Below are 18,596 nucleotides of genomic sequence, written 5' to 3' on the forward strand. Positions count from 1 at the left end.
TGGCATAGAAAATAGTGGGATCGTACTGGATGGCAAGGAATTGGGGTTGAGCAAGTGCCGGGGAAGCGAATGCACGTTTGGGCGCGGTATGTGAAGGCTGCGCTGCAGGACAACCGAATAGAAGAAGCCGTCTGCAGGCTGGAGAACGCCGTTCTGCTCGGGGAGAGGATAGAGCTGGAAGCGCTGCTTCTGCTGCCGGAAGAGGCCGTCTCCGCATCTCCCCTGCTGCAGAAAGCTCGCTGTGAGGAATGGATGCAGCGGGGAGAGCTGCTGGAGGCGAGGGATGGGCTGAAGGAGCTTCTGGCCCCGCTTGCCGCCAGCGGACTGCGAGCGCCGTTCCTCTCGGCGCTCGCTCAGCTCGCTGTCCTGCATATCCGGATCGGCCAATGCGGGGAGGCGAAGCCGATGCTGCGGTTTCTGCTCGATGAGCGGCGGACGACGGATGAGGGGCTGGAGCTTGTCGGAGACGTCGACTATGCGCTTGCGAGAGGCTGTCGTCTTGTGGAAGAGGAGGGCGCAGCCTATTCGCAGCCGTATGGCTGCTACGATTGCGCCGTAGAGGCTTACGAGAGAGACGGGCAGCCGGTGAAGGCGGCCTTGGCCGCCCTGGATGCCTTAATCGCGGGAGCTGCCGGCATGCCGGAGGAGCTATGGCATGAACGGCTGGCCGCATTCGAGCAGCGGGTGAGGGGTGCAAGTCTTAGCGAGGCGTATGTGGATTATGCGCGGGCTCTTCGTTATGCGGAGCGTGACCATGCGGCCTTGATGTCGGATACTGCTGCGCCTGGCCAATGGAGCCGGAGGGAGTCTCGCTTCATCATCGAGACGGACAAGCTTGCTTATCCCTATGGCGTTCGGGCGGAGCTGCTGCTGCTCCGGCTGACGATGGCTGAGGGCTTGGACGGAGAAGGCCTGGAGAGGATAGAGCGTTCGCTTCACACAAGCTCGGCGAAGGAAGCGGTAGACCTTGAGCTTCGTTTCGAATGGCTGACAGCGCGTGTAGAATTTGCCGTTCTGAAGGGTGAGCAGGAGCGGGCGCTGCGGCTGCTTGCGCAAGCGAAGGCGGCCGTTCAGATGGGCAGCCTTGCGGAAGGGGAGGCGAGGCTTGCTCGGCTGGAGGAGCGGGTGCGCCTGGGACAATCCGCCGCTGTGCAGGAGCGCTCCGGGAAGCTCGCCTCGGAGAGCGCTGTCTCGCCTTGGCGTGTGCGGCTTTTCGATGATTTTGCCTTCGAGCAGGAGGGCAGGAGCATTCGGGACATTCGCTGGAAGCGGAGCAAGACGAGAGAGCTGCTGCTGTATCTCCTTCTGCAGCCCGGCTATACGGCGCGCCGGGAGCAGGCCGCCGAAGCGCTGTTTCCGGCCTGCGAGGCGGACAAGATCGACAACCGGTTTTATGTCGTTGTTCATCAGTTGAAGGGAACGCTGCTCCAGTATTTGGGCTCGGAGAACAGCGTTGTGGTGAAGGATGGCATCATCAGGCTGAAGGACGGGCTCATCGACGAGGCGGATGCGGAGCGTTACATGGCGCTTGGGCGGGTTGCCGCCCAGCTGTGGCCGACAGATCCGGGGATTGCCATCGCGATGATGGAGCAGGCGGTGCCGATGTACGGCGTTATCGCGCCTGATATGCATGGCGCGGATTGGCTTGAGAGCCTGCGGGAGCGGCTGCTCGTCATGCAGGGAGAGATGCTGGGCAGGCTGTATGCGTCGGCGCTGGCGAGCGGACAGCTGGAGGCGGGCGAAGCGGCTGCGAGGGAAAGGATAAGGCTGCAGCCGCTCCATGAGGAGGCCTATCAGGTGCTCTTCGACATTCTGCGGCGCCAAGGCCGAAGCGCGGAGGCCGAATATGAATTCAGGCGGCTCTCGGACCTTCTGGAGCGAGAGCTGGGTATTGGGCCGGCAGCCGACACGCTGCGCAGCATGGGAGGGCGTTCATCATGAGGATCGAGGGAGAAGCTGGACTTGCGCTTAGATTCCTTGGACTGTTCGGAGCGGGAGCGGCGCTTGTACTCTTCTGGATTACCATGGAGAGCCTGTTTATTAAGCGGCTGACCTTCGCCTACTTATTCGAATTTTCGCTGCCCGCTACGCTGGGGCTTCTGGCAGGCATGATGGTTATGCTCGAAGGCTATGTGCTGTCCAGATTCAGGCGAATTGCAAGGCTGAGCGCGGACCGGGTGAACGATGATGCCGTCAGCAAGCTGCTGCTGCGGCTTCCCTACGAGCTGTTCTGGCTGACGGTTGCGTATGCGCTGCTTTTTATCCCCTTCTACCATGTTATCCATTACGCCTTCGAGGGGCATTCGTTCGTTCAGGTGGATGAATATTACCGGTTAAACTTCGTCAGAAGCTTTCTGTACGAGCTCGCGATCAGCTTGACGGCTGCGATCCTGCATTTTGCCGTTGCGCGCAGGCTCATTCGGCCGGCTCTGCTCGGGCTGACGAATGCCAAGGGAGAGCGCCGGAAGGGGCGCAGCTTCATGTCTATGCTGACGACGGCCTTCTGCGTGCTTCTGCTCGTCAATCTGCTGTCCATTCTGTGGTATGTGCTGGTAGCGCGAATTAAGCATCATCCTATAGATATTGGCATTATGGCTTGGATTGTCGGGCTGGAGCTTGTATTCGCCGCGTCCATCTATTGGCTGCTTGCCTCGCAATTCCGCCGGGAGCTTATGGTGCTGACGGACAGACTGCGCGGCCTGCTCGCGGGAGGCAGGAGCGAAGGGGCGGCTATGCCGATTCTCTCCGACGACGAGACGGGAACGCTGGCGGCTGCTTACAACCGTCTTCATGAGCAAATGAGCCAAAGCTACGAGGAGCTGGCCACGGAGCTCCGTCTCGCCCGGCAATTCCAGGAGCAGCTGCTGCCTCCCTCGATGGAGCGCGCGGGGCGATATGCCATGGCCGCCTGCTCAAGCCCGAGGACGGAGGTAGGCAGCGGCTTCTACGATATGATTCCGCTGGAGGGCGGCAGGCTTGCCGTTGTGGCGGGCGAGGTATCCGGCGAGGGCTTGCCGGCCGCCTTGCAGATGTCGGCGCTGCTGCTTCTGCTGCGCGCCGAAATTCACGTCGACGGTTCACCGCGATCCATGCTGGATCGCTTCAATCGCTCGCTGGCGGATGTTTTTCCGAAGGAGGCCCGAATATCGGCTGCATTGGCTGTCATGGATGCCGCTCGAGGCACAGTTGAGCTCGCGGTGGAAGGGGCTATGAGCGCCTGGCTGAGCGAGGGAGAGGGGGAGCCAGCCGGTGTGGTGCTGAACGGGGAAGCGCACTTCGGGGCGGGCAGGCGCCTGGTGCTCTACTCGGAGGAAGTCTCCCGAATATGGCTGGAGGAGCAGGAGAGAGACCTCCGTCTTCATGGGCTGCGGGCGGATGAGGAGCTTGATCGTCAGCTTGCTCCCGAATGGTCCAGATACCGGGAGAAGGCGCTGGTGGCGACGGGCGACTTCACTGTCCTGGTTATTGCATGCGGTACCGAAGAGGAGGAAGCCGGATGAGCCGTACACGGTCTTTTTTGACCCCTGTATTCGTCATCTATATGCTGCTTATGGTCTTGCCCGTGTCCATTCTGCTTCTGTACATCGGGCTGAGCAGCAATGCTGCCGCAAATATGAAGCTAGCGCCGCTTGCGCTCGTATCCGTAGCGGGCTTCGGACTTGGCTGCCTGTTGTTCCGGCTGTATACCAGACGCCTTGCCAACCGCATGCGTGAGATAACGGCCGGTATGAAAGCGGTGGTCGAAGCTGCTGCAGTGCCAGAGCGCTCCGCGGAAGCTCGACCCGATCAGGACGATGAGATCGCGCGACTTGAGCAAGCGATTAGTGACATGCGGCTGTATATGAGCCTGCGTCACGCAGCGGCGGAGCGAGAGCTCGCCTTGTCCTACGACCTGCAGCGAAGACTGCTGCCAGCGGGCGCTCAACGGCTGGGGCATTACGACATCGCAGCCGAGTGCCGCCAGACGCGGGAGGTCGGCGGCGACCTGTACGATATCGTCCCGCTCCGGAACGGCGAGTTCGCCGTCATTGTTGGCGATGTTGCCGGCAAGGGGATGCAGGCTGCCCTGCTTATGTCGGGCATTATGGCATTGTTCCGGAGGGAGGTCCGGCGGGGCGGATCGGCCGCAGAGGTGCTCGGCAGGCTTAACGGCCTTGCTTATCAGGCGCTGCGGGGCAAATCGTTTGTGTCGATGGGACTCGCGATTGTCAGGCAGGAGCATGACGCCATTCAATACGCGAGCGCTGGCCATATGCCGCCATATTTGCTTCAAGACGGAATGATACAGGAGCTTGAGGTCGCGTCGCTTCCGCTGGGCGCGGTGGAATCCGCCATGTATCGCAATAGCGAGCTGATCCTTCCTCCCGGCTCCAGGCTTGTCCTGTTCACGGACGGCTTGGTGGAATGCGAGCTGCCCGGCGGCGAGATGCTGGGATTCCAGCGGTTCGAGAAGCTGCTGCTGGATACAGATGCTTCCCTGTCGCTGGACGCTCAGGTTGCTCATGTGATGAGTAGAACGAATCCTGCCGAAGGCGAGGAAAGCGGAGACGATCGGACGATGGTTATGCTGCGCAGGCCTGGCCGCGTTGTAATGGATTTGTAATGGGGTTTCGGCTATGGTGAAGGAAGGAAGATTTCGGGAGGAGGGCCGCGGATGGACAAGGGACCGGAGCTGCGAAGGCGCTGGATCATAACGAGCGAGCTGGGACAGGAGAAGCGTCTTGTTAGGGATATTGAGCAGGCGCTTCTGAACGAGCAGGTGCCTCTGCCGCGTCTCGAAGAGATGAAGACAGCCATAGCCGAGGCTTGCCTGAACGCGATCGAGCATGGCAATCGGCTGAATAAAGCGCTGAACGTCACTGTGGCGATGCTGGTGCAAGCGAGCGGCCTCACGTTCCAGGTATGCGATCAGGGAGAGGGCTTCGACATAGGCAGTGTCAAGGGCGGCCTGTCCGTCAGGGACAAAATAGACTGGGAGCAGCCCAGGGGCTGGGGACTCCCGTTCATGCGGCAATTCGCCGATCGGGTGACGGCATCCAAGACGGCAGGCATGTTCTGCGTGGAGCTGCAGTTCGGCAGAACGGAGCAAGAAGGAGTGGAGCAAGGATGATCAACGAGCTGACAATCAAGGAGAGGCCGTTCGGCCGGGGCATCGTCTTCGATCTGCAAGGGGATTTGACGAAGCAGTCGGAGTCAGTGCTGCTAGGCTGCCGGGATTGGGCGGCGGGCATGGGGGACGGACAAGCCGCGGTTCTGAATTTGAGCAGCGTATCCATAATTAACAGTGCGGGAATCGCCCTGTTGATTCGCCTCTCGCAGATGGCGCTGAAGGCGGATTATCGCCTCTATGCGTACGGGGTTAGTCCCCATTACCAGAAGATGTTCCGTTTAATCGGCTTGACGGATTACATCATGATCTACCCCGATGAATATTCGCTGATGCAGCGGCTCGAATCATGAGCCTTTGCTTGTAGACCGCTGCGGCTTGGGCTGCGGCGGTTTTTGACATTTTCGGATGCCACGACCCTAACGGTCAAAAAATGCGCTTAGAGCTCGAATGTGGATCTGTCCAGCATGTAACGGGCAATTTGATGCTTAGCCCTCCTAAACGCACTGACTTTACCTCCCTTGTCTTTCTAACATTCGAAAATGACCGTTACAGCTCTGGATGGCCGATCCGATTCGTGTAAAGGTTTTTAACGACCGTTAGAAGCTCGGCTGAGACGATGACGAAGTCGATCCCATATGGATATGGATGGAGTAGCATTTTGTTTTTTAGATGATGACCTGCCACATGAGAGTGTTCAGCGCTCCATGTGGTTTTTTTAGATAGCCGCGCCCTTTGTAAGGTGTTTGTAAGACGGCCCCTCTTATAATGCTCATGTAGCAAGAGTGAGAACGAGAGAGGGAGGAACAAGCGTGAAGAGAGGTATGGCGAGATTGTCGGCGCTATTGGCCGCCGCGTTAACGATGCAGCTTCTGCTGCCGGCAGGGCAGGCGGCGAGAGCGGTTGCGGCGGAAGCGGCAGCTGATGCTTCTTGGACAATCAGCGAGAAGGTGGATCTGTCTACGGACGGGAGTAAGGTGTACCCCTCGGCCAGCGCGGTCGATATAACGCCGGATGGCCGTTATATGGTGTTCGAGGCGACCGGCACCGATATGGATGCGCGGCTTAATGACGGAGGGATGTACCGATTATCGCACATCTATTGGCATGACCGGCTGACCGGGAGAACCGAGCTGATCGACGCGGTTGGCTCGGAACCGGAGGGAGTGGCGAACGAATCCAGCGAGAGGCCGAGCATCAGCGATGACGGACAGCGAATTGCGTTTCAGTCCATTGCCACGAATTTGATCGAGGAGGAAGGCATCAGCGGGCTCGATCCCCTGTCACCCGATAACTTCAGACGCGTCTATGTCTATGACAGAGGCTCGAAGTCTATGACGCTCGTCAGTGTCAATTCGGTGGGCGAGCCTGCGGATTATTTCAGCCAAAATGCGGCCATAAGCGGCGACGGCGAGACGATCGTCTTCGAATCGGAGGCGGGCAATCTTGCGGGGGAGCAGGATCAGTACAAGTACAACTGGCAAATCTACGCGCATGAGCTGAGCAGCCGGACGACGGTTATGATCAGCGATCCGGAGGACGGTCAGGCCTCGCAGCCCGCGATCAGCGCGGACGGGAGCTATGCGGTCTACGTCAGCGAACGGTACGATTATGAGCGGGACCAGTTGGGAGCGGATGTGTACCGGATTGGAGCGGACGGCACAGGGAAGGTCAAGCTGACGGATACAGCTTATTCGGATAGCTGGGGCGCTTACGGGAATCCCTCAATCAGCGCGGACGGAACCCGCATCGTGTTAGAGTCTTCGACGGATGTTATCCCATCCGACATGAATGAGCGGAAGGATATTTACCTCATACAGCTGGGTGAAGACGGGCTGGACCAGCTTGATCTGGTGAGTCTCGGGGATAGCGGTCAGTCCGGTAACGATGACAGCTACACGCCGGATATAAGTCCCGACGGACGTTATATCAGCTTTGTGTCCAAGGCGACGAATTTGCGGGCGGGGATGGCATTTGAATCGCAATATAACGTGCAAGTGCCTTACATCTATGATATTCAGCAGCATCAGCTGACGAATCTGGGCGGTCTGGAGCATGCCGCCTACGGTCTGTCGCCAAAGCTTGGCGGCGGCGGCTTCGCTTACGTCGATTCCATGTATCCTTACGTTGCGATCCGGGGCGGGGATGAGCTCCCTGTATGGCCGAACGACAAGGAATTGATAATCCAGGAAGGACAGCATAGTGGCATTGTGCTGTCTTGGGCGGAGAACACTTCGCCTGGGGTGCTGGGCTACAAGGTATACGAGAAGATGCCGCATCCGGAGCTGGGTGACTATTATGCCGTGGAGAAGCTTCTAGGCTACGTTACAGGCACAACCTATGAAGTAGCGGCTCCGCCAGACGACCCCTCCGGTGTGTATTATCGGGTTGAAGCGGTGAACAGCCTGTACCATACGAGTCAAGATGGTCCGGAGTCGTCTCTGGAGCCGAAGGAAGACGTGGAGGAGCCTTATTGGGAGGAGAATGCCGTAATCGAGAAGCGGCAGATTACGTCCTCCAGCGTGACGCTTACATGGCCGGCCGCGCGGGATGACGTGGCGGTGACGGGGTATAAGCTGTATCGAGCAGCGCCCGGCGCTCCTGAGACTCGCACGCTTGTAAAGGAAACGACGGTGCCCACTGCGACGGATACCGAGCTGCAGCCGGATACGGAATACCTCTATGAGGTTGTTGCTTTAGACGCTGCACAGCGGGAGAGCCTGCCGCTGTCCATCGTGCTTCGCACGCTGGCGGCAACCGATCCGGAGGGCGGACTTTTGACGGCGGAAGCCCTGCCGAATGGGGATGTCCGGCTGAGCTGGACGGAGGGGGATGCGGCTGCTCGATACGAGATATGGGGTGGAGCCACTTCGGAGCCGTCAGCCTTGGCTGCCGAGACAAACGAAGGGGAAACCGAGTTTGTTGTAGCCGGTCTTGAGCCGTCCCGCGATTATACGTATAGGGTCCAAGGCTACGATGGCGCGGATGAGCTGGTATATGAGACGCAGCCAGCAGAGGTCCGCACGGCGGCGCTTGAGATCGGCGGCGTAACAGTCTCCCGTGCCTCCGTGTACGGAGGCGTTGCAGCTATCGGCAGCAGCGAGACCATTACGGTAACGGGACAGCCCGGCAGAACGGTGGTTGTGAAGGCTGTATATTCCACATGGCTGGATGAGAACGGGCAAGAGATTCAGACCCCGAGACAGGCGGAGCTTCTTGTGCCGATGACAGAGAGCGGCACCACGCCCGGACAGTATACGGGTACGTTCACTTTCGCGGAAGGCGTAGAGAAGCTGATACAGGTCGAGGCGAAGCTGACTGCGCAGTCGGGGCATGAGTCTAGCCGTGTATCGGCGCAAGGCTTGCCGATTATGAATGCGGCGAAGCTGCTCCTTCATTTGCAATCGGAAGGAAGCCTGTTGAATTATAAGGCAAGCGTGTACAGCGCAGCGTCGCTTTCGTCCCAGTCGCAGAGAATTGACAGCGATGTGACGGCTGCAACGCTGGTATACGATCGGCTGAAGTCCGGCGCCGGCGGAGGAATCCGACTATTCAGCCATACGGGCAAGCTTCTGGATCAGGTTGCGGCTCAAGCCTTGAAGTCGGGCTTGACCGTCGAGCAGACGATTGAGGTTGTGCCTTACAAGAAGCTGGAGCTGACGGTCCGAGACGATAACGGGCCTGTGGCAGACCGTCTCATCTCCTTAACGGGGGACAACGGCAATTACTTAACGCTCAAGACTGGGCCGGACGGCAGATTGCCGGTGATGGATTGGGATTGGGAGGTTCAGGAAGTAACGGTCGAGGCGCTTCAGCTGCCGTTCAAGTATGAGTCTCATGAAGCTGTAAGGATAGTGCTGGATCAAGCGGTAAATCAGAAGTTGCTGGAGCTCCCTCTACGGGCGGTCGCGACCATTACCGGGACGGTGCGGAACGAAAACAGCCAAGGTCTTTCAGGAGTGGACGTTGTATTAAAGCAGACGGTGGATGGCGAGCTGCTGTCTCGCGCAGCGGTAACGGACAGCCAGGGCCATTATTCCATTCCGGCTTATTTAGGGGAAACAGAACTTTTTTTCCAAGCTAATCAGTACGAAACCGGCAAAAAAACAATCACGGTAAACGGGCCGAGTGTAGTGGATCATCAGTTTACACCCAATGTCCGCCACAAGCTGAAAATTAACCTGTATACCAAATATGAAGGCGGGCAATGGCAGGGCCCGCTGCCGATTGACTGGACGACCGCCATCCATCTGCGTGTGAACGTAGACGGAAGGGGAGTAACCTCAGATTTGGTCGATCTGATTGCCCCGACTGGATCGTCGATTACGGTCACGGCAAATGGAGTAGAGGGCGGCCTTGGGCGAGCGTCGGCGACCGCCGTGCTTGAGGCGGATGGCTATACGGAGATCGAGCTCCGTCTGGAGCAGAATGCTTACAAGGTAAGCGGCAAGCTTAAGCCTCCGGCGAAGTGGGAGGACCACCAGATCGGCTATTGGTGGGGAGAGCTGCTGAAGCAGAATCAGTCCGGAGCCTGGGAGCATGCCAGGTATATTAGCAAAAACCACAGCAGCTTCACCTTCCTGATGGAGGAAGCCGGAACATTCAAGCTTGTTGTGGAAGCCAATGCCGGAAAGGCAGAACGAGTCTTCCAAGCCCAGGGTATGGGAGATATTCAGTTGGGCGACCTGCAGCTTCGAGAGGAGGCTTCGGTGTTCGAAGGCAAGGCAGGCAATCTGCTGACCGCTTACCCGACGGAGCTGTCGGCGGGTCAGACAACTAAGATCCGTCTGTCTTACGAGGCGACGGCGCAAGCCGATAATGCCCGATTCCTGCTTGGCGTTCCGGAAGGCACGGAGCTTGTCGCCGGCTCGGTTTCGCTGGATGGCGAACCGGCTGCCTATGAGACGGAGGGCAGCGGTCTCATTGTCGAGGCTGGCCATCTGAACAGTGGACAGAAGGGGACGATTACGTATGTCTTGAAGGTGCTGGATTCGGCTGCAGCCCGTCTGTCTGTCAGCGGCAAGGTGGTTCATGGCGCTGACAAGTCGGAGCTCATCGGGGTCGTTACGCTTGTTCATGAGCCCGTGACGCTTGAGGCGCCCGATGCCGTAGACACGCTGGAGTGGTCTCTTAGCGGGAAGGCGCCAGCGGGAGCAGAGGTTTCCGTCTATGCGTCGGGCGCGCTGCTCGGCCATGCGAAAGCGTCTCAAGGTGGATTCTGGAAGCTGCAGGTTCATGTTCCGAATCCTCAAGGGGAGAAGGTGTACATCGTCCATGCGGAAATGGAGCAGAACGGCACGAAGCTGAGGTCGCCAGCCGCCCGTGTGCATTATGATCCAGATCGCCCCGTCATCGAAGGCTTGACGATTGAACAGACGGACGGCAGGCGAATCAGTCTCGATGTGTCACAGGGCCCTGTTCGTTTCCCTTACGTCGTTGTGCCAAGCAGTATGTTCGGCTTCGAGGTAGCATTCAACCATCCAGACAAGGTGCGGAACGTGCAGGTTCATATTCGCGACGGCGAGAGGCTGCTTTCTGCGACAGGCGAGCTGCGTGAAGGCATCTATTACGCGAGCATGCAATCCGGCTGGAACATGACGGAGTCCGTCTACGTCACGTTTGACCGGGTGGATGAGGGCTTGCAGGATATCAACAGCCTGGAGGCGCTGCAATCCGAGCTGCCCCCAGCGATGAGGGATTACGAAATCGTCTCTCAGGAGGAATTCGCGGAGACATCGCCAGGGACGCTTGCAGGCTCGATCGAGCTGAGATTGCCGCAGGCGAATGACCTGACTTACGAGATTGAGATGGAGCTGCAGCGGAACAGCGGGTATACGCCGACGGCCGCAGAGATTGCAGAAGCGGAGAAGCTGGGCATTCAAGCTTATGGCACAACCTATGAGCTCATACAAGACGGCAGCGAATATCGAATGATCGTTACTTCGTATGTGCCAGAGAGCCAGATTACGAATATGGCGGGGGTATTCGCGTCGATCGTCGGCCAGCCTTCGCTGCAGCGCAAGGGCTTGGTGCGCGTGGCCAACGCCAATGCGATTGGAAGCCTGGTGAAGGCGACGACCAATATATTGTGGAACGAAAAAAGTGTGGTCGGCCAGATCGGCAAGGGTGGCGTACAAATCTTTGACACCAAAAACGCGGTGGATGGCCGTGGACAAGTGGCGGATAAAATGTCACAGCTCGGCAATCTGGCAGATCGTATTGCCGAATGCAATCCTTCCATGGCCGGTTATTACGGCGGCCAGATCGAGGAGCTTGCGACTCACGCAATCAGCATAGAGGGCGCCAAGTGGGGCATGATGATTGCGGGCGCCGTGCTTGCTCCCGCCACGTTCGGCGGATCGTTAGCGCTGCTGGGACTTACCATGGGCATCGGCGCTGCGCTGGACGCCAATGTCGACCAACGTATGAACCGGCTCAAGGACCGCGTGAACAAGTCCGCCGAAGCGAATTGCGATCCGGACGGGGAAGGGGATGTATCGGAGATCAATCTGGGCAATCCCACCGCGCTGCCGGTCTGGATCTACGATCCAAGCGGCTACGTCTACGAGACTTTCCCTGACAATCGTATCGAAGGGGCGACCGCAACGGTCTACTACTGGGATACGGAGCTGAGCCGCTATGTCCCTTGGGACGCGGAATGGTATGGCCAACACAATCCGCAGACAACGGACGCGCTTGGCAAATACGGCTGGGACGTCCCGCCAGGCAAGTGGCAGGTTGTCTACGAGAAGAACGGCTACGAGACGGCCCGCAGCGCGGAGCTGCCCGTGCCGCCGCCGCACTTCGACGTCAATATTCCGATGGTTTCGTATGAGGCTCCTGTCGTCGCGCAAGTCCGAGCGGTGTCGGACAACGAAGGGGCGGAGACAACAATCATCTTCAGCAAATATGTGTCGGTTCAAGCGCTGGCGGAAGAAGGCGTGTCCATTAGTCTGGATGGAACGGCCTTGAGCGGAACCCTGAGGGCTGTTGATGCTCAGTTGGACGAAGAGGGCGTGCTGCTGGCTCGTGAATTCCGGTTCACCAGCGGGAATGCCGTTACGCCGGGCGAGCAGCTGACGGTTCGCGTGCGCGAAGACTATGTCCTCAGCTATGCGGGCGTCATGATGGAAGCGGACTATGCAGGGGACGTCACGGTGGAGTCCGCGGATTCGGCAAGCCCGGTTCTGCTGTCGGCTGAAGCGGAAGCAGGCGGCAGTACAATTAAGCTGCAATTTGACGAGTCGCTGAATAGGAACAGCCGCCTGTCTCATTCGGATTTCACGCTGACGGGAACACCGCGCGGCGTCGAGCTGGTGCAATACGGCACGGACGGCCGCAGTGTCATTCTAAGCTTGAACGGCAAGCTGCCGTCGTACAGCCTGCCTGCTATGCAGGTTCAGATTGCTGCGAACCGAGTTGTCGACGGAAGCGGCAACTTCTTCTCAGGAGGCAGCGTGTCTGTTGCAGAACGTGAGGGGGCATCCGATGCCTATCTGTCCTCGTTGCAAGTTCAAGGGTATGCGCTGTCCTCTTCCTTCCAGCCGAATCGATCCGAATATCAGCTGACGGTGCCTGAGGGCGTCGACGAGCTGCGAATAACGGCATCGGCCAGAGCTTCGCTGGCGACGATTCGAGTCAATGGATCTGCTGTGCAGCAAGGCTCGGCGAGTACCGTTCCGATTGTCGAGGAGACGGTGCTGATCGTGGTCACCTCCGAGGATGGTTTGGCCAAGAGGTATTATGAGCTGGCTGTTGTGCGGGGCAACTCAGGAGCGGGTCCAGGTCCGGGACCAGGCCCTGTCGTGCCGGGTCATTCGGCAGACGGCGAGGGCAAGCAATCGAGAGACGGCAAGCTTGAGCTTGGAGCGGGCGAGGGCGGCACCGTATCGGATGCAATGGGACGCGCTGAGGTGATTGTGCCGCAAGGCGCCATGAACGTTCCTTTCACCGTCTGGATCGAGCAGCTGAGCGATTGGGCGAATCATGCGGGTGCAGCTGAAGGAATGACGCTGGCCAGCGCGGTGTACGAGATAAATAAGACGGTGGAAGGGCGCTTTGCCAAGGCTGTTACGATTACGCTGCGCCTCACGCAAGCGCCAAAAGCGGGGCAGTCCGCAGCCATCTATTATTATGATGAAGAGAAGGGCGTGTGGATCAGCATAGGCGGGAAGGTGAATGGAGATGCCATTACCGCGACCGTCGATCATTTCACGAAATTTGCGGCCTTCATTCAGGACGAAGAGGCTGAATTGGAAGAGATCGTATTGACAGATATTCAAGGTCACTGGGCTTATGATTATATTCGAGAAGCGATAAGCTTAGGGTTCGTGAAGGGTTACCCGAATGGCAGCTTCAAACCGAACGCGAATGTCACGCGTGCGCAGTTCGCCGCGATGCTGGCCCAAGCGCTTGGATTACAAGCGGGAACGGGAGCAAGCACAGGTGCGGATGCGGATGCAGGTGCAGGAATTCTTGCGTTCCGGGACGCCGCCTCCATTCCGGATTGGGCGAAAGCGTCTATCGCGGCTGTCTTGAAGGCAGGTCTGATTACGGGTTATGAGAATGGGGAATTCCGACCGAATCAGCCCATCTCGCGAGCTGAGATTGTCGTCATCCTGATGAGGACTTTGGAGCTTCCGGATACAGGCGCATTGCAGACGGGCTTCGTCGACAATGGAGATATTCCGGAGTGGGCGAGGACGGCAGCGGCTGTTGCCTTCCGCGAAGGATTGGTTCAGGGCCGATCCGGCAATCGGTTCGTACCGAACGGCTTAGCCACGCGCGCCGAAGCGGCGAAGCTGGTCGTTCTCCTGCTGGAGCGTCTGGAGCAATCAAACGAATAAGTAACGGATAGAGCCGCCAAGACTTAGGTCTTGGCGGCTTGTTTGATGTAGAGGCAGGTTGTGCCCAGCTTGCAACTTTGGCCTGCGTAATGGCGTCTTATACCTAACAGGGAGGTTGGGGTGCTAAAGTAATGACAAAGTGAAAAGGGAGGTGTTGCATAATGGCAGTCAAGATATGCAGCAACTGCTCGGAATCAAACACCGAAGGCTCGTTAATATGTGTGGTGTGCGGCAGCTCTCTGAAAGCGGCAGCCATTGAAGGTACGCCAGACGCAGCTAAGCATTATTCCAAAAAAGCAACTCCGTCCATTTGCCGACATTGTCATGAGCGCTTGCCGGATGGCGCAAGGTCATGCAGATATTGTGGAACCGTTGTATCAAAAACAGTAACAGATGCTCGTGCCTACTATGCTCCTGGAGCCTCAGGAGAAGCTGGAGGCTCCACACCGATGGAGACCTTCGGAAGAGGGTGCCTGTGGCTCATTATTGGCTCCTTAGGATTGTTAGTTATAGCGTTTCTAACGAAGAGTACCATTCATGTTCCATGGTTCATTTTTATCCCGATTGTTGTTCTCGTTTTCTGGATCGCTTCAAGGACTGGGAAATGACCAGCATCGAAACAGCAAAAAAAGAGCGGCAGTGTTGGACGTGTTAAATAACGTCCTTTGCTGCCGCTCCTTTTGCCTATAACAACAGGTCTTCATTTCTGAATCCGATCAATTCTCCACTGCTCAGCAGGCGACAGCCTTCGCATGTGGAATACGCTCTTGGCCTGATCTCGGCAGGCGCCGCCGCGGATGAGGCAGGTTTCCACCGGGATATCCACCGCCACCATATTCTCGAGAGGAGCTTCACTCTCTGTGAAGCGATGTCGGACCGTTCCGCGCTCCGCGCCGAAATGCTGCATGGAAGCTTGCTCATGGCCGGCGTTCGAGAAGAGCTCCTCCATCAGCTGGCTGTCGCCGTATTCGTTCGCGAGGAAAAACGCGTTAATCATATCATACGGATCCATCCTTCGCTTGAACGCGTCAAGTGTGCCGGCTGCCTTGGCCACCATGAACTGATGCCCCAGGTCGATATTTCCCTTCCCATGTGTCGCGCTCCCTTGAAAATGTATGCAGAAATGTCCGCTGAAGCCATTGTCCGGTATGCCGTCGCCGCCATGGGGCATGCCGTGCATGGAGGCTGCCAGCTTCCGGCCGTTCGCTTCCACTATGATCGCTCTGCGGTGCCAGCTCCATTCGCCATTATAGATTTGCTTCATAATCTCCGTATCGCTTTTGGTCAGGGGCTGCACGTCGGCGTGGCTGCTTCCTGCTCTTCGCTGTGCGTTGAAGACGAGACCGCTCTCCAGATCAATAACCTTAAGCTTTGCTTTCCGTGGAATAATATGGCTCGCTTCCTCCCAAGAGAGCAGCTCCCCGTAATGCCTCGAGCGAAGCTCTTGCGAAGCGGCCAGCAGCTTCAATCTAGCCTCTGGCTTCAGCACCAGCTCCTTGCCGTCCTCTTGATGCAGGTTGCCGTCAGGATCGACGCGGTACATCGTTTGTTCCTCAGACTTGCTGGTTATCGTCAAATAGGTATCCGTCGACGGCAGCGATGAATCGTAGACCTCCACTGCGCCCGTCAGCAGTGACGCCGAGGAGAGTGTCTGCTTGCTTGCGTATGTGGCATGCGGCGACGCTTTGACGGCGAGCTCCGCAACGGAATCGGCGCGTGTCTTGGCTTGCCAGGCACTCGCGTAGTCGTCGTCGGCCAGCCCCAGAAGCAGCAGCAGCGCCGCCAAGCCCGTCCATAGCTTTACCATTTGCATAGTAGCACCTCGCTCCTTTCTTCCTTTTTTTAGCATGACAAGAAAGCGGCAGTTCATACATCGGTCGAAGAAAAAAGTGCTGCCCGAACGGACTTTTTTTCACCTTAGACTGCTCAGTAGGCTGGAATTACGTATTAACGGGCTGTGTTGCAGGGTTAGTGATTCTGCACATTGTATTTCGAAACGTTTGGTCGGATTGCCTATAAAGTTGCGAAACGCTTCAAAAGCAGCGGGAAACACGATAAGATAATAAAAATAATGTTAGATTACATGACATGAGATCGCGGCTGCATATGGTGTAAGAATAACCTTTAACGGGAGAGGGCTGGTTCGCATGAGTATAGAGGCGCTGAACGAGCGAGTGGCAACGGATTTGTTGTATTTGGCCTACGGGGGGCCGAACTGGGTGCGCGAGCTGAAGCATGAAGAGGGGCATGTGTACGACGTGGTAGTGGTGGGCGGGGGACAGAGCGGTCTTGGCCTCGCCTTTGGTCTGCTGCGGGATCGCATCCCGAACATTCTCGTTATCGACGACAATCCCGAAGGGCAGGAGGGACCGTGGGAAACCTATGCTCGCATGATGACCCTCCGCACGCCGAAGCATCTGACATCCATTGATCTGGGTATTCCTTCCTTGACCTTTCGGGCATGGTGGGTGGCGCAGAGGGGCGAGGAGGGCTGGAATCAGCTGGACAAAATACCGCGTGGCGACTGGATGGACTACCTGCGCTGGTACCGAAGCGTCCTGAAGCTTCCCGTTCAGAACGAAACACGGCTGAAGCTGATCGAGCCGGTGAGGGAAGGACTGCACCGTCTTCACTTGGAAGGAGCTGGTGCTCCGGCTAGGAGTATCCTCGCCCGCAAGGTGGTGCTCGCCACGGGCATTCAGGGAGGGGGCGAGTGGCATGTGCCGGAGCTGATTAAGAGGAATGTGCCCCGTCATCTGTACGCTCACACCTCTGAGCCAATTGATTTCGGGCGGCTGAAGGGCAAGCGGGTCGCCGTGCTGGGCGGAGGCGCATCGGCATTCGACAACGCCCAGTTCGCTCTCTCTGAGGGTGTGGCGGAAGCCCATGTGTTCGTCCGGCGCAAGGAGCTTCCCCGGATTAATCCCATCCGCCAAATGGAGAGCTCCGGTATGATCGAGCGTTTTCCTGCACTGGCAGACGCGGACAAATATGCGGTTATGGCGCATTTCTACCAGCACAACCAGCCGCCGACGAATGACACGTTCGGCAGAGCCGCTGCTTTCCCAGGCTTCCGGCTGCATCTGGGAGCGCCTTGGCTGGATGCCGGTATAGCGGAGGATGGTGTTGTCGTCACGACACCGCAGGGGAAGTTCACGTTCGACTTCCTCATAATCAGCACGGGCCTGGTATCGGACCCCGCGCTTCGTCCCGAGCTGAGTCTCCTCGAAGCCGACATCGCGCGCTGGGGGGACCGCTATGAAGCGCCGGCCGACATGGCTAGCCCGATGCTGGATGCTCATCCCTATCTGTCCCCTGGCTTCGGCTTTACGGGGCGTACAGAGGAGGGGGAGCGCAGGCTGCGCGGCCTGTTCGCGTTCAACTACTCGGTTATGGTCAGCTGCGGTTTATCCGCCTCCGCGATCTCCGGCATGCGCTTCGCCATTCCCAGACTGGTATCCGCCATTGCCGACCAGCTGTTCATGGACGACAGGGAAGCCATTCTGCACAGCTTCTACGCTTATGAGGAGCGGGAGTTTACGGGGCAATGGCCGCCCCAATTGCCCCTTCAAGAAGGCGATTTAGAATCATCGGCTTCATGAGAGCCGGGATGAGGACTCTCCTGCTTCGGATAACCAAGCAGCGACATCCCGTGTCGCTGTTGCACCAACTAGCCCCTTTTGCGCGGCAATAACGATCCCTCGTATCGCTGCCGCCCGCACAGTGGCGCCCAGCCGCCATTATCTGCCTGTGTCTAACACCAAGCCGACGTTGCCGTTGGCTTGGTGTTTTTGGCAAGCGGCGCTGGGTTGTGCAACATTTTGAAGCTGGCATGCGTTACCACTACAGCTGATTCTTTTTTGGGGGGGAGCGCATGTTTTTTGTGCTGGGTTGTTTGCTTATTGTATTAACTGCAATGATCGCCATTAGGAAAGCTGGCTCTAAGCATCCCTACTCGTTAGGGGCAGCTATGTCTGCCGGTTTTTCGCTGCTGGCGCTTGTATGTCTCTCACAGAACTATACACAAAGCTTAATTCCTTTGGTGAATGATGGAATCGGCGTGAGCAACAGGGTAGCATATTGGATTTTGGGTGAGGATGGCTGGTCGCAGGCAATGTTCAGGCGTGCATTTGAGTGGGCGGGCTTCATCGCGATATTTTTCCTAATGCTATCTCCCGCTGCATACCTTGCAGAGTCAAGACATAGTCAGATTCATAATTGATTGGGCAAGAGGAGGAAAATGAATGAGATGGAAGCTTGGACTTGGGGTTGTGCTTGCAGGGAGAATGTTGACCATGCTGTGGCTGTACCACAATCGAAGCGAGGCGGTGTATGACCGCATTATTAACCAGCAGGGCTATTCGCTTGCCCTGGTGAAGGAAGGGATTTCGGCAGAGTTTTTCCTGAGACCGGAATGGATCCCAGAGCAGAATGGCGAGGAGACGGTGTTGAATCGAGTTATTCTGGATCAATTCGATACCGAGGTGGTTCTGGAGAAAGTACAGAGGCGCGAAAGGGATTTTTTCATCAATATCGCCCAGGATACTCCCGTCTTCTATAAGCGGGGGAGGAATGGGCGTCCGGCATTAGCCGGAATGATATTTGGTGTGTTCTTGTTCTCCCTACTATGCTAAAATTAGTAT

Annotated in this window: 10 protein-coding genes and 1 pseudogene; 10 read left to right on the plus strand and 1 reads right to left on the minus strand. The window is 57.6% G+C overall.

Going from position 1 to position 18,596, the window contains the following annotated elements:
- Nucleotides 1–54: 54 nt before the first annotated feature.
- The 7 genes and pseudogenes from AB1S56_RS04110 to AB1S56_RS04140 all read left to right on the plus strand — a co-directional run.
- A complete protein-coding gene (locus AB1S56_RS04110) occupies nt 55–1,941 on the plus strand; it encodes a bacterial transcriptional activator domain-containing protein (protein ID WP_340873427.1) in 1,887 nt (628 codons plus the stop codon).
- Complete coding sequence (locus AB1S56_RS04115; protein WP_340873428.1) at nt 1,938–3,500, plus strand: SpoIIE family protein phosphatase; 1,563 nt, start codon at nt 1,938–1,940, stop codon at nt 3,498–3,500. Before AB1S56_RS04110 ends, AB1S56_RS04115 begins: the two co-directional genes overlap by 4 nt.
- Complete coding sequence (locus tag AB1S56_RS04120) at nt 3,497–4,603, plus strand: PP2C family protein-serine/threonine phosphatase (RefSeq protein ID WP_340873430.1); 1,107 nt, start codon at nt 3,497–3,499, stop codon at nt 4,601–4,603. The genes AB1S56_RS04115 and AB1S56_RS04120 overlap by 4 nt, the downstream gene beginning before the upstream one ends.
- 51 nt (nt 4,604–4,654) lie before the next feature.
- Nucleotides 4,655–5,110: an ATP-binding protein gene (locus AB1S56_RS04125; RefSeq protein ID WP_340873432.1), complete on the plus strand. Its 456-nt coding sequence runs from the start codon at nt 4,655–4,657 to the stop codon at nt 5,108–5,110.
- Entirely contained in the window at nt 5,107–5,460 is a 354-nt protein-coding gene (locus AB1S56_RS04130; RefSeq protein WP_340873433.1) for an STAS domain-containing protein, read from the plus strand. Before AB1S56_RS04125 ends, AB1S56_RS04130 begins: the two co-directional genes overlap by 4 nt.
- Before the next feature lie 459 nt (nt 5,461–5,919).
- On the plus strand, nt 5,920–13,953 hold the full coding sequence (locus tag AB1S56_RS04135) for an S-layer homology domain-containing protein (protein ID WP_340873435.1): 8,034 nt from the start codon (nt 5,920–5,922) through the stop codon (nt 13,951–13,953).
- 161 nt (nt 13,954–14,114) lie between these two features.
- A pseudogene (locus AB1S56_RS04140) lies at nt 14,115–14,324 on the plus strand (zinc-ribbon domain-containing protein); the annotation flags it as partial.
- A gap of 329 nt (nt 14,325–14,653) precedes the next feature.
- Here the strand turns inward: AB1S56_RS04140 and AB1S56_RS04145 are convergent.
- Entirely contained in the window at nt 14,654–15,766 is a 1,113-nt protein-coding gene (locus AB1S56_RS04145; RefSeq protein ID WP_340873437.1) for a hypothetical protein, read from the minus strand.
- Between the two features lie 334 nt (nt 15,767–16,100).
- Here AB1S56_RS04145 and AB1S56_RS04150 point away from each other — a divergent pair, with 334 nt between their 5' ends.
- The 3 genes from AB1S56_RS04150 (at nt 16,101) to AB1S56_RS04160 (ending at nt 18,587) form a co-directional block, all read left to right on the plus strand.
- Nucleotides 16,101–17,555, plus strand: a complete 1,455-nt coding sequence (locus AB1S56_RS04150; protein ID WP_340873438.1) for an FAD/NAD(P)-binding protein — start codon at nt 16,101–16,103, stop codon at nt 17,553–17,555.
- A 272-nt stretch (nt 17,556–17,827) separates the two neighbouring features.
- A complete protein-coding gene (locus tag AB1S56_RS04155) occupies nt 17,828–18,175 on the plus strand; it encodes a hypothetical protein (protein ID WP_340873439.1) in 348 nt (115 codons plus the stop codon).
- A gap of 22 nt (nt 18,176–18,197) precedes the next feature.
- Nucleotides 18,198–18,587, plus strand: a complete 390-nt coding sequence (locus AB1S56_RS04160) for a hypothetical protein (RefSeq protein WP_367903426.1) — start codon at nt 18,198–18,200, stop codon at nt 18,585–18,587.
- Nucleotides 18,588–18,596: the final 9 nt, after the last annotated feature.

Origin of the sequence: Paenibacillus sp. PL2-23 (assembly GCF_040834005.1) — a bacterium.
Taxonomy (GTDB): Bacteria; Bacillota; Bacilli; order Paenibacillales; family Paenibacillaceae; genus Pristimantibacillus.

Bases quoted from the DNA above. Each gene is read 5' to 3' on its own strand.
- AB1S56_RS04115 (WP_340873428.1), top strand. From the start codon at position 1,938: ATGAGGATCGAGGGAGAAGCTGGACTTGCGCTTAGATTCCTTGGACTG.
- AB1S56_RS04120 (WP_340873430.1), top strand. From the start codon at position 3,497: ATGAGCCGTACACGGTCTTTTTTGACCCCTGTATTCGTCATCTATATG.
- AB1S56_RS04125 (WP_340873432.1), top strand. From the start codon at position 4,655: ATGGACAAGGGACCGGAGCTGCGAAGGCGCTGGATCATAACGAGCGAG.
- AB1S56_RS04130 (WP_340873433.1), top strand. From the start codon at position 5,107: ATGATCAACGAGCTGACAATCAAGGAGAGGCCGTTCGGCCGGGGCATC.
- AB1S56_RS04145 (WP_340873437.1), bottom strand. From the start codon at position 15,766: ATGCAAATGGTAAAGCTATGGACGGGCTTGGCGGCGCTGCTGCTGCTT.
- AB1S56_RS04150 (WP_340873438.1), top strand. From the start codon at position 16,101: ATGAGTATAGAGGCGCTGAACGAGCGAGTGGCAACGGATTTGTTGTAT.
- AB1S56_RS04155 (WP_340873439.1), top strand. From the start codon at position 17,828: ATGTTTTTTGTGCTGGGTTGTTTGCTTATTGTATTAACTGCAATGATC.
- AB1S56_RS04160 (WP_367903426.1), top strand. From the start codon at position 18,198: ATGAGATGGAAGCTTGGACTTGGGGTTGTGCTTGCAGGGAGAATGTTG.